13 protein-coding genes are annotated in these 15,592 nt (G+C 42.5%); 6 read left to right on the forward strand and 7 right to left on the reverse strand.

The features are described 5' to 3' along the window. Window positions 1-158 precede the first annotated feature (158 nt). Window positions 159-1,169 carry an AraC family transcriptional regulator gene (locus ACTJIX_RS02240; RefSeq protein ID WP_004814497.1) on the reverse strand — a complete coding sequence of 337 codons (1,011 nt, stop codon included), beginning with the start codon at window positions 1,167-1,169 and terminating at the stop codon, window positions 159-161. Window positions 1,170-1,381: 212 nt separating this feature from the next. Between ACTJIX_RS02240 and ACTJIX_RS02245 the strand changes: the two genes are divergently transcribed. The 3 genes from ACTJIX_RS02245 to ACTJIX_RS02255 all read left to right on the forward strand — a co-directional run bounded on the left by ACTJIX_RS02245 (window position 1,382) and on the right by ACTJIX_RS02255 (window position 4,881). After that, the gene (locus ACTJIX_RS02245) at window positions 1,382-2,503 is read left to right on the forward strand and encodes a CaiB/BaiF CoA transferase family protein (protein ID WP_004891568.1); all 1,122 of its coding nucleotides are present in this window, start codon (window positions 1,382-1,384) and stop codon (window positions 2,501-2,503) included. 256 nt (window positions 2,504-2,759) lie between these two features. After that, a complete protein-coding gene (locus ACTJIX_RS02250; protein WP_004891571.1) occupies window positions 2,760-4,403 on the forward strand; it encodes a nitrite/sulfite reductase in 1,644 nt (547 codons plus the stop codon). Continuing rightward, the gene (locus ACTJIX_RS02255; protein ID WP_004814500.1) at window positions 4,396-4,881 is read left to right on the forward strand and encodes a DUF934 domain-containing protein; all 486 of its coding nucleotides are present in this window, start codon (window positions 4,396-4,398) and stop codon (window positions 4,879-4,881) included. Before ACTJIX_RS02250 ends, ACTJIX_RS02255 begins: the two co-directional genes overlap by 8 nt. A gap of 43 nt (window positions 4,882-4,924) precedes the next feature. Here the strand turns inward: ACTJIX_RS02255 and ACTJIX_RS02260 are convergent, their stop codons facing one another. The 3 genes from ACTJIX_RS02260 to ACTJIX_RS02270 form a co-directional block, all read right to left on the reverse strand. Beyond that, window positions 4,925-5,386: a VOC family protein gene (locus ACTJIX_RS02260; protein ID WP_004891573.1), complete on the reverse strand. Its 462-nt coding sequence runs from the start codon at window positions 5,384-5,386 to the stop codon at window positions 4,925-4,927. A 262-nt stretch (window positions 5,387-5,648) separates the two neighbouring features. After that, entirely contained in the window at window positions 5,649-6,824 is a 1,176-nt protein-coding gene (locus tag ACTJIX_RS02265) for a thiolase family protein (RefSeq protein WP_004891575.1), read from the reverse strand. 111 nt (window positions 6,825-6,935) lie between these two features. After that, window positions 6,936-7,457 carry a GspH/FimT family pseudopilin gene (locus tag ACTJIX_RS02270; RefSeq protein WP_004814504.1) on the reverse strand — a complete coding sequence of 174 codons (522 nt, stop codon included), beginning with the start codon at window positions 7,455-7,457 and terminating at the stop codon, window positions 6,936-6,938. A 372-nt stretch (window positions 7,458-7,829) separates the two neighbouring features. Here ACTJIX_RS02270 and omp38 point away from each other — a divergent pair, with 372 nt between their 5' ends. Together omp38 and ACTJIX_RS02280 are read left to right on the forward strand one after the other, a co-directional pair. Continuing rightward, window positions 7,830-8,879, forward strand: a complete 1,050-nt coding sequence (gene omp38, locus ACTJIX_RS02275; RefSeq protein ID WP_004814506.1) for an outer membrane protein Omp38 — start codon at window positions 7,830-7,832, stop codon at window positions 8,877-8,879. Between the two features lie 108 nt (window positions 8,880-8,987). Then, window positions 8,988-9,521 carry a cysteine peptidase family C39 domain-containing protein gene (locus tag ACTJIX_RS02280; RefSeq protein ID WP_004814508.1) on the forward strand — a complete coding sequence of 178 codons (534 nt, stop codon included), beginning with the start codon at window positions 8,988-8,990 and terminating at the stop codon, window positions 9,519-9,521. Window positions 9,522-9,566: 45 nt separating this feature from the next. On the opposite strand, the gene ACTJIX_RS02285 is transcribed toward ACTJIX_RS02280, so the two are convergent. The 3 genes from ACTJIX_RS02285 to ACTJIX_RS02295 all read right to left on the reverse strand — a co-directional run bounded on the left by ACTJIX_RS02285 (window position 9,567) and on the right by ACTJIX_RS02295 (window position 13,500). Next, entirely contained in the window at window positions 9,567-11,030 is a 1,464-nt protein-coding gene (locus tag ACTJIX_RS02285; RefSeq protein WP_004814510.1) for an amino acid permease, read from the reverse strand. Further along, window positions 11,030-12,064, reverse strand: coding sequence for a methyltransferase (locus tag ACTJIX_RS02290; protein WP_004814512.1), 1,035 nt, complete (start codon window positions 12,062-12,064; stop codon window positions 11,030-11,032). Before ACTJIX_RS02290 ends, ACTJIX_RS02285 begins: the two co-directional genes overlap by 1 nt. A gap of 65 nt (window positions 12,065-12,129) precedes the next feature. Next, complete coding sequence (locus tag ACTJIX_RS02295; RefSeq protein ID WP_004814515.1) at window positions 12,130-13,500, reverse strand: uracil-xanthine permease family protein; 1,371 nt, start codon at window positions 13,498-13,500, stop codon at window positions 12,130-12,132. Window positions 13,501-13,662: 162 nt separating this feature from the next. Here ACTJIX_RS02295 and typA point away from each other — a divergent pair, with 162 nt between their 5' ends. Beyond that, entirely contained in the window at window positions 13,663-15,498 is a 1,836-nt protein-coding gene (gene typA, locus ACTJIX_RS02300; protein ID WP_004891578.1) for a translational GTPase TypA, read from the forward strand. Window positions 15,499-15,592: the final 94 nt, after the last annotated feature.

The following is a 15,592-nucleotide window of genomic DNA, read 5'->3' on the forward strand; positions in this document are numbered from 1 at the left end:
ACTAAGCGCAATGACGAGAACGGACCAGGTCATTTGAGCAATCTGGTCAATGGCGATGATTCAAGAAAAAGATCAGACGAAAAAATGCCCAAGTCTGGAGCTTGGGCATGAACTGAGATTAGCAAAAGAGCTAATATTGAATATGAAGAGAATGTGGCTTAATGGTAACCATGTAATTGGCGATATAAACCTGGTGTTACACCGGTCCATTTTTTGAAAGCACGATGGAAGGTGCTGGTTTCACTAAAACCAACTTGCTGCGCGACATCTTCCAGGGTTAAATCTGGATTTAACAAGAGGTGGATGGCAGCATCTCGACGCAGTGCATCTTTAACGCCTTGATAACTCTTGCCTTCAGCAGCCAGACGACGACGTAAAGTTTGTGGAGATAGATATAGCATGGAAGCGACATCATTCAGCGTCGGCATTTCTTCGCCGATCTGGCTCTTCAGTACATCACGAATACGGGAGGTTAGAGAGTTGGTATTTTTGAATTTTACCAACAGTTGAGCAGGTGCAGCTTTCAGGAACTCTTCCAAGGTTTCTTCATTCTGACGGATGGGTAAATCGAGATAATCCGCTGCAAAAGTAATTTCAGTACGTGGCGCGTCAAACTGCATCACGGGTGCAAAAAATAATGCGTCATACTCATCCGCATGATTTGGACGTGGATAGCTGAAATGTACACGTTCCAATGGAAGGCGGCGTTCAATCAACCACGAAGCCAGACCATGCCAGATCATTAGCATGCTTTCAGTGATGAAATGATCCGGGTCCATCTCTTTCGGAATTTGAGGGACTAAACGTGCTTCATGCTTGTCACGTTCCAGTGTCACCGCCCAGTCATCGCCAAACAGCTTGTAGAACTGGGAAGAAAGTTCCAGCGCATCACCTAAAGTTTTAGCATGGATGATCAGCTGACACATGATTGCAAATGTGCCCAGACGGCGAGGCTGTTTGTCAAAGCCGACATGCTCGTCCTGTGTCACCATCCACAGCATTTTAATAAAACGGGTATATTGTTCTGGCGAGATACGGGCCTTAGGCTGATGCAGAAGTTCAGCTTCAATACCAACATGAGACAATAACGTATCGACGTCCATGCCGAGACGCTTCACGCCGTAGAGTGCAGCGTTAACGAAATGGATACTGATCGTATCGCGACTCATGTTTAATCCTTCAGTCTCTTTGATGTTCACTAATGCTTGACCTAATTGACAACAAATAATAAATCAATGGCAATTTACAAAATCGGATTTGCCATTTGTTACATATTAAATTGCCGAAATGATCAAGGTAAATGGCTGAACATGACATTGTTTTTGTGTGTTTATGTTTCTAATATGCATAAAAAACCATCATAAATAGAGTAATTATTCTAATGTCCTATGCATTAAAAGGATTGAAAGTCCTCGATTTTTCTACACTTTTACCTGGTCCTTTTGCCACCATGTACTTGGCAGACCTCGGTGCCGAGGTTGTGCATATTGAATCACCAACACGTCCTGACCTATTGCGATTAGTGCCACCATACGCACATGGACAGGCAACTGCACACAATTATTTGAATCGTAACAAACAATCTATCACGCTGGATCTTAAAAATCGTGACTGTATCGAACAGATCAAAACCAGGATTTCGGACTATGACATCGTGGTTGAACAGTTCCGTCCCGGCGTAATGCAACGTTTGGGACTGGATTACGCCACCTTGGCTGAAATCAATCCGCGACTTATTTATTGTTCCATTACTGGCTATGGGCAAACTGGTTCTTATAAAGATAAGGCCGGGCATGATATTAACTACTTGGCCTTATCCGGAATTGCCGGACATAGCGGTCGGGTTCAGGGTGGTCCACCGGCTTTAGGTATTCAGGTCGCTGATGTTGCTGGCGGTTCCATGCATGCGATTATCGCTATCCTGGCAGCGGTGATTGAGCGCCAGCGTAGCGGAATGGGACAGTATATTGATATTTCCATGACCGATTGTGCGGTGACCTTAAATAATATGGCAGCCGCCGCCAGTCTGGCAGCAGGTGTGCATGCCCAACCGGAATCGGGGCATCTCAATGGCGGCACTTTTTATGATTATTACCAAACTCAAGATGGACGTTATCTTTCTATTGGCAGCTTGGAGCCACAATTTATGCAGGGTTTGGCACAGGCATTGCAGTTACCAGTTCTGTTAGAAAAAGGTTTATCCTTAGATGCTCAAGACCAGAAAGAAGTGAAAGCAGCAATTCAAGAGAAAATTCGCAGTAAAACTCTGAATGAGTGGCAGACTATATTTGCTACTTTAGATGTGTGTGTGGAGCCGGTATTACACCTGGATGAAGCCTTAACTTCACAACTGGCACAAGAGCGGGGCTGGGTGGTGCATGTTCCAGTCAAAGCAGGGGAACAGGAGACTGAGCCACAGCTGGCCTGTCCAATCAAATTTTCCCGTTCTAGCTCACGCTATGATTTTATGGGACAGGCACTAGGTGAATCTGAACAGTGGTAAGTTTTTAGATTTTTTAATGATTATTTATTAATCAGCAGAGGTGAGCTGCTTTTATATGAAAATAAATGCTAAAGATTTAAAAAATAAATCATTATTCGTTGAAAAGGAGTTTTGCTCGACAAATCCTTTAAATCACTGAATTTCTGGTAGGCTTATCAATAAAATCGCTATGAAATATGTATAAAAAGCATTTTATTGATAGTTTTAATCTCGTTATCCTTGCCGACGATATAATAGAAACTACTAGCTGTACGCCATGTATTTATATACTGATTTCGATCAGCAACTGATTAATGAACGTGTTGCACAGTTCCGTGACCAAACGGAACGTTACTTAGCGGGCAAATTGACGGAAGATGAATACCGTCCGCTCCGCCTTCAAAATGGCCTATATGTACAACGTTATGCGCCAATGCTGCGTGTAGCAGTACCGTATGGTCTGATGAACTCTAAACAGTTACGTAAAATTGCGGAACTGGCAAAAGAATACGACCGTGGTTATGCACACGTATCAACACGTCAAAACTTCCAGTTCAACTGGCCTGCACTGGAAAATGTGCCAGATATGCTGCAAGAATTGGCATCAGTACAAATGCATGCGATTCAGACATCAGGTAACTGTATCCGTAATACGACGACTGACCAATATGCTGGTGTCGTTGCAGGCGAGATTGCAGATCCGCGTCCAACATGTGAATTGATCCGTCAATGGTCTACTTTCCACCCGGAATTTGCTTTCTTGCCACGTAAGTTCAAGATCGCTGTTTCAGCACTGGAAGAGATCGACCGTGCAGCAACTTCATTCCACGATATCGGTGTATATATCGTAAAAAATGAAGCGGGTGAGATGGGCTATAAAATCAAAGTCGGTGGTGGTCTAGGCCGTACACCAATTATTGGTAGCTTTATCCGTGACTTCCTTCCACGTGAAGACCTGATTGCATACCTTGAAGCTGTACTTCGTGTATACAACTTGCATGGTCGTCGTGACAACAAATATAAAGCGCGTATCAAAATCTTAGTAAAAGCACTCACACCTGAAGTATTTGCTGAGAAAGTAGAAGCGGAATTTGCACATACCATTAAAACATTGAAAATCGATGCTGAAACCTTGGCAAAAATGGATGAGAACTTCACGCCATTTGCTTATCAAGATTATGCAGATGAAGATTTCTCTGAACAGTTCGCGGCGCATCCGAAATTCAAGCAATGGTTCAATATCAATACCAATGCGCACAAAGTGAAAGGCTATCGTATCGTTACGATTTCACTGAAACGTACAGGTGTGGCTCCTGGTGATGTAACCACTGAAGAGATGAACCTGATTGCAGATCTTGCAGACAAGTACACTTTTGGTGAATTACGCACGACTCATGAGCAAAATATTGCCCTTGTTGATGTCCCACAAAAAGACCTGTTCGAATTGTGGACGATCCTGGAACAAAACAATCTGGCACGCGCTCACATCGGCTTCTTGACGGACATCATTTGCTGCCCGGGCGGTGACTTCTGTTCATTGGCAAATGCAAAATCAATTCCGATTTCTGAAGCAATTTCACGTCGTTTCGATGATCTGGATACGATTTATAACCTTGGCAAAATCGACCTGAATATTTCAGGTTGTATGAATGCCTGTGGTCATCACCACGTCGGTAATATCGGTATTTTGGGTGTAGACAAAAAAGGTGCTGAATTCTACCAAATTACTTTAGGTGGTAATGCAGACCATGATGCATCGATTGGTGACATTCTTGGTCCATCATTTGCTGCTGACGTAGTGCCGGATATCATCGAAGAAATCCTGAATACTTATCTTGACCTGCGTCAGGAAGGTGAAGAATTTATCGATACCTATCGTCGTGTTGGCATCCAACCATTCAAGGAGCGTGCATATGCTTAATACCGCACTACAAGTGCTCTCTAAAGATGGCACGATTGCAGACAATACTTATCAGTTAATTGGTGAAGATGGCGTATTGCCACAAGGTGATGTGGTTCTGACTGTTGAACAGTTAGAACAAATCGCCAATGTTCCGGGTAAAAAAGCACTGTACTTAACGGTAGATGCTTCTCCTGAAACCAATGAATTTCCACTTGATCAGTTGGATGCAATCTTTATCGAGTTTGCCGGTTTTAATGATGGCCGTGGTTATTCATTTGCAGCACTTCTTCGTCGCCAGGGTTTTCAGGGCGAGCTGCGTGCAACAGGTGATGTATTTAAAGACGTACTGAACTATATGAAGCGTTCGGGTTTCGATACTTTCGTGATTAAAGAAGGTAAAGATATTCAGGAAGCGGCAGCGGGTTTAAATGACTTTAGCAATCCGTACCAAGCATCCACAGCTGTGCCAAAACCGAACTATCAGACTGGAGCTTAATCCGTCTTCAGTTAAAAGCCTCCAAATGGAGGCTTTTTTATTTCTAGAAATTTGGACTACGTTCTTCTAATAGACAGTTAATCATCCACTGCACACCAAACTGATCGGTACAGGCACCGTAAAGTGCGCCCCAAAAAGTTTTTTCCAAAGGCATTTCAATTTGACCCTTGGCAGATAAAGCCTCAAACAGTCGTTGAGCTTCGGCTTGTTCACTAGCACTTAAAATAATTGCAATATAGTGATTGGTCCCTTTGGTAAAAGTAGGGGGGCTAGGACTGTCTAGCTTTTCATTAATATCTGATCCCATTAATTCAGTATATTCATTGATAGGAAGTGAAATATGCAAAATCTGGCTTCTATCCGTATCGGAGAGGTCAATGCCTTCCTGTCCGGGCATATCGCCATAACGGCTCAAATTAGAAAATTCACCACCAAACACTGAACGATAAAAAGTAAAAGCGGCTTCAGTTTCACCTTGGAAGTTGAGATAGTGATTAAATCGCATGGAGGTTTCCTTTTTTCTTGTTTTGATTCTCTCTAATTTACTCTTTGCAACGTGTCTGATTGATAAAGAAGCTTTATGAAAATGTAAGTAAGGGAATTCTTCTATTGATAGGATAATCAAGACAAAAATAATTTTTAGTTTAAGACCCGGTTTTAAATGATTGTTCGAGTAATGCTTTAGTAGACATCATTAAGGCCAGATTTTGGATTAATAAAAAAAGAGGGCTTTAAAAGCCCTCTTCAGTCGTTTGACTTTTTGAAAATTAGATTAGCTCAATCGCGACTGCAGTTGCTTCACCACCACCGATACATAGAGCTGCAACACCTTTCTTGCCGCCAGTGCGCTTTAAAGCATGGATCAAAGTCAGGATAATACGAGAACCTGTAGAACCCACTGGGTGACCTAGTGCACAAGCACCACCATTAATATTGACTTTTTCAGGATCAAGCTTGAACTCATCCATTGGACACATGGTGACCATGGCAAAGGCTTCATTAATTTCCCAAAGATCTACTTCTTCAGCTGTCCAGCCTGCTTTATCCAGTACTTTCTGAATAGCACCAACTGGAGCAATTGTAAACTCGGATGGATGCTGAGAGTTTGACGCATAGGCAACAATTTTTGCTAATGGGTTTAAATCTTGAGCTGCTGCATTGTCAGCAGAAGTTAAAACCAATGCAGAGGCACCATCAGAAATAGAGCTGGCATTTGCTGCAGTAATGGTACCATCTTTAGCAAAAGCAGGACGTAATGTTGGGATTTTATCAATATTGGCATTGAATGGCTGTTCGTCTTTATCAACCACTACATCACCTTTACGGGTGGAAACAGTGACTGGCACAATTTCATCTGCAAAGTAGCCTTCATTGACCGCAGTTTGTGCACGTTTTAATGAACGGATAGCGAAATCATCCATCTGTTCACGCGTATAACCTTTGGTATTTGCCATATCTTGGGCAAAAGAACCCATTAGGCGACCAGTTTCTGCATCTTCTAAACCGTCCAGGAACATATGGTCTTTAATTTCACCATGGCCCATACGGAAGCCGCCACGTGCTTTAGGTAATACATAGGGCGCATTGGTCATCGATTCCATTCCACCAGCAACTACATAAGTTGCAGAACCGGCCTTGATCATGTCAGCAGCTTGCATCACTGCTTTCATGCCTGAACCACAAAGCTTATTAATAGTTACAGCACCTGTGCTGTCTGGAAGACCAGCCTTACGCATTGCCTGACGGGCAGGACCCTGTTTTAAACCGGCAGGAAGAACACAACCCATAATGACTTCTTCGATGTCTGTTGGTTGTAAACCTGCACGTGCAATGGCTTCTTTGATCGTGACAGCACCTAGTTCAGGCGCAGTCACACCTGATAAGCTGCCTTGGAAGCCACCCATGGCTGTACGTGCACCATTGACAATTACGATGTCAGTCATTGTTGTATCTCCATATGAGTTTTAGTCTTTTATTCTCGACCTAAGCAGTATATTGAAAAAACTGCAAGATTAAAGCCTCAAAAAAATTGAATCATAAACCGGACAGTTTTCTCAGCATGTATTTAGATTCTCTTTACGCAGATGCCCCATTTTGCTAAGTACAATTTTGTAATAATAGGAATGCTGAAAAGAACAGTAGTAAAAGCTGCCATTGGAGCCAATAGGTAAATTGGTTTGAGCCTGATAGTTGATACTTGGGACACTTAAAGCACCTCTCCAATCCAGCTGTCCATATTTAAGCCTTAGATGATCAACATGCAGTACGGTTTCGCCGGCATCAACCTGTCTATTTTTATTTTGATCGACAAATACCAGCCAGGCATTGCTCCACTGATTTGTTTGACAGGTCGATAGATTTAATGTGGGACAAATCACAATATTCTGCCGTAATACTGCCGATTGACTGCGTGCATAGCGATTCACTGCTGTAATCTTCTGATAAATACTGTTAGCTTCTTGTTTTGACTGATATTCTTGAAACAGAGGAACTGCTAGGGTTGTAAGTATTGCAAGAGTGGAAATAACAACAATAAGCTCCACAATTGTGAACGCATTATTTCTTTTTATATACATGGTTTAACCTATTTATATATTATTTTTATTTGAAACATGCTATTAATTAGGCGTTTTTTAATGCTTTTTTTTATTTACCTAGTATTTTTGTACTTGAAATAGGAGAAAGCTGTTAAAATTAGGTAAGAGACAATAAGGTATTCACAATAAAAAATTGAGTAAAAATTTACCGAATTACAACGGAAATTGTAAGTAATTTTGTCAATAATTTACTTGATTAGATTAATCAAGCACTTGGAAAATTTATTCAGTGTTTGTATGATTCCCTGTGAATAGCTTAAAAATAAAACTGGGGTAAAAGAAGCCTATCTCAGGAAAGCCAATTTAGGCTTGAGCTTGAACAACAATTTGTTATCTCTGGAGGATAAATCCATGAAAATGAGTCGTATTGCTTTAGCAATGCTTGTAGCTGCTCCTTTCGCTGCTGCAAACGCAGGCGTAACTGTTACTCCATTACTGGTTGGTTATACTTGGCAAGATACAAAACACAACAACAGCTATGAAGATCATCTATATGGTGAAACTCCTGAGCTTCAAGACGACCTATTCGTAGGTGCTGCGCTTGGTGTTGAACTGACTCCATGGTTAGGCTTTGAAGCTGAATATAACCAAGTGAAAGGTGATATCGAAGACAGCGAAGCTTCTTACGGTGAGTATAAGCAAACTCAAATCAATGGTAACTTCTACGTTACTTCTGATCTGATCACTAAAAACTATGACAGCAAAATCAAACCATACGTACTTTTAGGTGCTGGTCACTACAAGTATGAATATGATTTAGATGGTGATGCGCGTCTTAAAGATGACGAAGGTACTTTAGGTAATGCTGGTCTAGGTGCTTTCTGGCGTTTAAACGATGCTCTGTCTCTACGTACAGAAGCTCGTGCAACTTATAACATTGACGAAGATTTCTGGAACTACACAGCGCTTGCTGGTTTAAACGTAGTTCTTGGTGGCCACTTGAAACCTGCTGCGCCAGTCGTAGAAGTTGCTCCAGTTGAACCAGTTGCTCCAGTTGCTCCAGCTCCACAAGAGTTGACTGAAGACCTGAACATGGAACTTCGTGTATTCTTTGATACAAACAAATCTAACATCAAAGATCAGTACAAACCAGAAATCGCGAAAGTTGCTGAAAAATTGGTTGAATATCCAAACGCAACTGCTCGTATCGAAGGTCACACTGACAACACTGGTCCACGTGCACTGAACGAACGTTTATCTCTTGCTCGTGCTAACTCTGTGAAATCTTCACTAGTTAACGAATACAACGTTGATGCTTCTCGTTTGTCTACTCAAGGTTTCGCTTGGGATCAACCGATTGCTGACAACAACACTAAAGAAGGTCGTGCTATGAACCGTCGTGTATTCGCGACTATTTCTGGTAGCCGTACTGTACTAGCTGAACAACCAGCTGCTCAATAATTCATTATTGAACACTGATTAAAAAAAGCGACTCTCTTATGAGTCGCTTTTTTTATTGCCCTGATTTGACTACACTGCATAGCCCTAAACCTGTTTTTGAGTCTGAGCATGAGTGTGGAACTTCCTGAAGATTTACAAAATCTGGAGGCCAATAGTGGCCTCTATGCGATCTGGATGATTTTTCATCACTATGGTATAGATCTGCATATTCCGGATCTGGTACAGCTCACACACCATGATCCTGAAATGGGAACCTCCAGTATTGCGCTTGCAGTTGCTTTAAAAACACTGGGTTTGGATGTTCATTTTTATACTGAACATGACCCAGATAAACAGCCAATTGAAATTGAGTTCTATCAACAAGCATCTCGTTTACAAATCCCGGTTATAGAACAGCCATTGTCTTATGCAGACATTCAGGAAAATGTAGAAGCTGGTCGTTTTGTGATTGTGTTCTATGACACCCTGGAGGGCGTAGGGAATCATTCTTTGGTGTACGAAATCAATAAAAGTGAAATCAGCTTCTTTGACAGTTTTGAGTCCATGCGGAAAGAAGTGTTTGAACAGCAGCGTCGGGTAGAGGGGATTTGTCAGCAAACTATCGTCATTGACGATCGAAATTTTGTTATGCGCCACAGTTAATACAATAAAAAAGCAGCCATTCAGGCTGCTTTTTCAGATCGAAAATTATTCATGATCTATTTTCATCGGCTGAACATCCATCTCTTTATAAGAAATGAGTTTGGTGTTGTGTTTCCACTTATAACCTAACCAGATTGCCAAGAATAAGAAAATACCAATGTAAGTAGAAAGTACTGCAAGCCATTCACCACTCAGTACTGCTTGATAGTTTTGCCCCAGGACCACAATCGCACATAGCACAAAAGCAAACCATGGTGCAAATGGGAAGAACTTGGCACGATACGCCAGATCCTCAAGTTTATAACCTTGAGCCAGATATCCTTTACGGAAGCGGTAATGAGATATTGCAATACCCAACCATACAATAAATCCACACATACCAGACATATTGAGTAGCCAGTTAAATACTTCCTGTTCACCAATAAATGTTGTCAGAAAACATAAGGCTGCGATTGCAGTGGTGGCATATAGTGCATTCATTGGCACACCGCGCGCATCCAGACGACCAAACAATTTTGGTGCACTGCCTTTACGTGCCATATCAAACAGCATACGGGTAGAGGAGTACATGCCCGAGTTACCTGCAGACAGAATTGCAGTCAAAATCACCGCATTCATCACACTGGCAGCAAAGGCGAAACCAGCTTGTTCATATAGCAAAGTGAAAGGCGAAAGCGCAATATCTTCACTAGACGCTGCCTGTAAAAGACGTGGGTCATCATAAGCAATCAGGGTGCCGATAATGAAGATACACACAATATAGAATAACAGGATACGCCAGAAAATTTGCTTGATTGCTACTGGAATGGTTTTCTGCGGATCTTTAGATTCACCTGCAGCGACACCGACCATTTCAGTTCCCTGGAAGGAGAATCCGGCAATCATCGCCACCCCGATCAGCGCAGATAAACCACCCACAAATGGTGCTTCACCTTTGGTCCAGTTGGCAAATGTAGCAACCTCAGGAGTTAACATGATTTTTGCAATCATGAAGATACCAATGATGATAAACGCAATAATCGCCAGCACTTTGATTAAGGAGAAGAAAAATTCAGATTCACCAAAGCCTTTTACCGTCAGTGCATTAATCCCGAAGACCACCGCCAGGAACAGGGCACTCCAGTAAAAACCAGGAATGTCTGGAAACCAGAATTTCATGATGAACTGGACTGCGACCAGCTCAAAGGCTACGGTGATTGCCCAGTTATACCAGTAGTTCCAGCCTAAAGCGAAACCAAAACCGCCTTCGACATATTTAGTACCGTAAGTAAAGAAAGCACCTGAAGTCGGATTATGGGTTGCAAGCTCCCCCAAGCTGGTCATCAGGAAGTAAATCATGACACCAATGAGCGCATACGCAAGTAATGCACCACCTGGTCCGGCATTGGCAATAGTTGCACCTGAAGCCAGGAACAAACCTGTACCAATTGATCCACCGATGGCGATCATATTCAGATGACGAGCACTTAGCTTACGCTGCAGCTGTGTGCTGTGTTGAGTTTCGCTCATCATGATTCCTTAACATTTTTTTGAGTGCTGGCGAAAAGCACTTTGAAGCCTTGTTGATCAGTTTTGACGGTGCACTGGCCAAAGCTTTGCTCAATTAAAATCGGGTAATTTAAGAAGCGGTTCGCCACAATCCATAATTCACCACCAGACTTGAGATGACGACGTGAAGTCTTGCACAGATTTTCACTGGCATCATAGTTGGTCTGAATACCCTGATGGAAGGGTGGATTACTGACGATAGCGTGCAAAAATAATGGTGCATCTTCAATCCCGCTCACTGCCTTAATTTCAAGCTGCTCAGGCTCAAGCTGATTTTTCTCAAAAGTCATTTTGGTAGAGGCTAATGCAAAAGCATCTACATCTAAGGCAAAGATACGATTGTTCGGATTGAGCTTGGCAAGATAGGCACTAATGACGCCGGCACCACAGCCAAAGTCGGCAATTTTACCTGAAGTCACTTCAGACAGGTAGGGCAGGAAAACCGCTGTACCGACATCCAGATGATTCTGGCTAAATACACCAGGGAGTGCACAGATTTGTAAATCACCTTTGGGAGTAGAGACGCTATAGGTTTGTGCCCAGTCAGCTAATGCCTTTTTCTCGACGTTGCAGTCTAGTGTCAATTGCCATAATTGGCAATGTCGTGCGCTATCGAGTTTGAGGCTTTTACCATAGGGTTGCAGCTGTTTTGCCGCGCGTTCCACGCCACCTTTTTTCTCACCTACCAAAAATACCTGGCTGCCTTGTTTTAGGTAAACCGCTACATTGTGAATCAGGTAATTAAGTAATTCTCTGGATTTTGGAACAAAGATTACAGCCTGATCAAATTCACCTTCAGGAAATTCTGCACCAAAATGTACATTAGCTTGCTGGGCCTGAAAATACAGGTAGTCATTATAATTCCATGTCCACACTGCAGCCTGAATGGATTGATCAAATTCAGCCAGCAGATGATCCGTTGGAGGATTAATCAGCAGTACACGACCCGACAAATAATCATATTGTCTTAATAAAACTTCGCTTTTAGCATCCATAGGAATCTCTCCAATAGAAAAACACTGTCCAAGTTCAACTCAGACAGTGTTTTCTGGACATGAACTTACTTCTTTGTTTCAGGAAGTACAATATTTAGAATCAAGGCCGCAATACCGCCGGTCGCAACACCAGAACTAAAGATATTACGGAATAATTCAGGAAGATGTTCCAGAATCTGTGGAACCTGTGCCACACCCAAGCCTAATGCAAGAGAAATTGCGATGATCAGTAGAGCACGACGGTCTAGGTGAATACCAGACAGAATGTTAATACCAGAGGCAGCGACTGCACCAAACATCACCATCACTGCGCCACCAAGAACAGCTTGAGGAACCGCCTGAATCACGCCAGCCACGGCTGGAAGTAAACCCAGAATGACTAAAAGTGCTGCAATCCAGATGCCGACATAACGGCTCGCTACACCAGTCAATTGAATCACACCGTTATTTTGTGCAAATACAGAACTTGGGAATGTATTGAATAAACCCGCAAGTAAAGAGTTTGCACCATTCACTAATACGCCACCTTTAATACGCTTCATCCAGGTCGGGCCATCGACTGGCTGGTTAGAGAGTTTAGATGTTGCAGTAATGTCACCAATCGCTTCTAGTGAAGTCACCAAATAAATAAACGCCATTGGAATGAATAAGCTCCAAGAGAAGCTTAATCCAAAATGCATTGGTGTCGGGATCTGAACCAGTGGGGCATCTTTTAAGCCTTCAAAGTTCAGGTGACCCATAAAGCCAGCAAGAATATAACCTACAACCAGTGCGATCAGAATTGCCGAACTTTTTACCCAGGTAATGCGCACACGATTCAGTAAAATAATCAGTGCCAGAACTGTACATGACATGATTAGGTTATCAGCATTAGCAAAGGTTTTATCATTCATGGCCTGATAACCACCACCCATGCTGATTAGGCCTTCTTTAATTAAAGTCAGACCAATCAGTAAAACTACAATCCCTGTTACTAAAGGTGTGATCAGCTTTTTAATCCATGGCAGGATTTGCGATACGCCCATTTCAATAAATGAACCTGCAATCACCACGCCAAAGATCGAAGCCATGACAGCTTCTACGGGTGTACCGGCAGCAACCATCGCCGAACCAATACCAATAATTGGACCAATAAAGTTAAAACTGGTGCCTTGAACAATCAGCAAACCTGCACCAAATGGGCCAACTTTTTTGGATTGTAAAAAAGTCGCGATCCCTGAAATTACCAATGACATGGATAAAATCATGTTGGTATCTTCTTTAGAGACACCAAGTGCCAGACAGATCAGCAGGCCAGGAGTCACAATTGGGACAATAATGGCCAGTAAATGCTGGAACGCTGCTAGAAATGCGATAAATGGTTTAGGGCGATCTTCAAGGCCGTACACGAGGTCAAGTTGATCTTTGGAAGAAGGAGATTGATTAAAATCAGACATGTGTCAATGCAAATTAAGGCTGGGTGGCGCTATTCTAATGGAGTTACACGTCATTACAAAAGGCATTGGAAAAAAAATTGACGAAGTCAACAAACTGTCACTGTCAAAAGTTTGTATTTTTCTGTATAATTTGCCCTCAAATTTAATACGTATCGAATTTACATGTCAGATATTAAAACTCTCCGTAACATCGCCATTATTGCGCACGTCGATCATGGTAAAACCACTCTTGTAGACAAACTTTTGCAACAATCAGGTGCTCTCGGTGATCGCGCGGGTGAGATCGAGCGTGTCATGGATTCTGGCGCTATTGAAAGTGAACGTGGTATTACCATTCTTGCAAAAAACACTGCAATCAAATGGACTGATGCACGTACTAACACAGAATATCGCATTAACATCGTGGACACCCCGGGACACGCCGACTTCGGTGGTGAAGTTGAACGTGTTCTTTCGATGGTGGACTGCGTATTGCTTCTTGTAGACTCACAAGAAGGTCCAATGCCACAAACTCGTTTCGTAACGCAAAAAGCGTTCGCACGTGGTTTAAAACCAATTGTCATTATCAACAAAGTCGACAAGCCAAGCGCACGTCCTGACTGGGTAATTGACCAAGTATTCGATTTATTCGATAACTTAGGCGGTACTGACGAACAGTTAGACTTCCCGGTTGTATATGCATCTGGTCTTCGTGGTGTAGCGGGTCCTTCTCCTGAAGAACTTGCTGACGACATGACGCCGTTGTTCCAAACAATCGTAGACATTGTTGAACCACCAGCAGTTGACGTTGATGGTCCATTCCAAATGCAAGTGTCTTCACTTGACTATAACAGCTTCGTAGGTGTAATCGGTGTTGGTCGTATCCAACGCGGTTCAGTGAAATTAAACACGCCTGTGACTGTGATCGACAAAGAAGGTAACACTCGTAACGGCCGTATCTTGAAAATCATGGGTTACCATGGTTTAGAGCGTGTTGATGTTGAATCTGCTCAAGCAGGCGACATCGTTTGTATCACTGGTATTGATGCACTAAACATTTCTGACACAATCTGTGATCCGAAAGCAGTTGAAGCGCTTCCACCATTGTCTGTAGATGAACCTACAGTATCGATGACATTCCAGGTAAACAACTCACCGTTTGCTGGTAAAGAAGGTAAATTTGTAACTTCACGTAATATCCGTGAACGTCTTGACCGCGAATTGATCCACAACGTAGCACTTCGTGTTGAAGACACTGACAGTCCAGACCGTTTCAAAGTATCTGGTCGTGGTGAGCTTCACCTTTCAGTTTTAATTGAAAACATGCGTCGTGAAGGCTTCGAAATGGGCGTGTCTCGTCCACAAGTCATCATCAAAGAAATTGATGGTGAAAAACAAGAGCCATATGAAAACGTAACGTTTGACGTTGAAGAACAGCACCAAGGCGCTGTAATGGAGCAAATGGGTCACCGTAAAGGCGAAATGACCAATATGGAAGTTGACGGTAAAGGCCGTATCCGTATTGAAGCAACTGTACCTTCACGTGGCTTGATCGGTTTCCGTTCAGAATTCCTGACCATGACTTCTGGTACGGGTATCATGACGTCTAGCTTCTCGCATTATGGTCCAATGAAACAAGGTACTGTTGCGAAACGTCAAAATGGTGTACTGATTTCTATGGTTCAAGGTACTTGCCTGGGCTATGCATTGTTTACGCTGCAAGACCGTGGTCGTCTATTCGCTAAACCACAGTTAGAAGTTTATGAAGGCATGATCGTAGGTATTAACTCACGTTCTGATGACATGGTTGTTAACCCAACTAAAGCTAAACAGTTAACCAACGTACGTGCCTCTGGTACTGATGATGCGTTAACGCTTGTTCCTGCAATTGAATACACGCTAGAACAAGCGCTTGAATTCATTGAAGATGATGAACTTGTTGAAGTAACACCTAAGTCAATCCGTATCCGTAAGCGTTACCTGACTGAAAACGAACGTAAGCGTAACCGTGCTAAATAAGTTCGATTACTAATAGTTTAAAAAACCGCTGACATTGTTCAGCGGTTTTTTTATATATCTAGATAAGGTTGGACAAGATTACATAAACCTGATC

Source organism: Acinetobacter sp. 22323, assembly GCF_052044895.1.
GTDB lineage: Bacteria > Pseudomonadota > Gammaproteobacteria > Pseudomonadales > Moraxellaceae > Acinetobacter > Acinetobacter schindleri.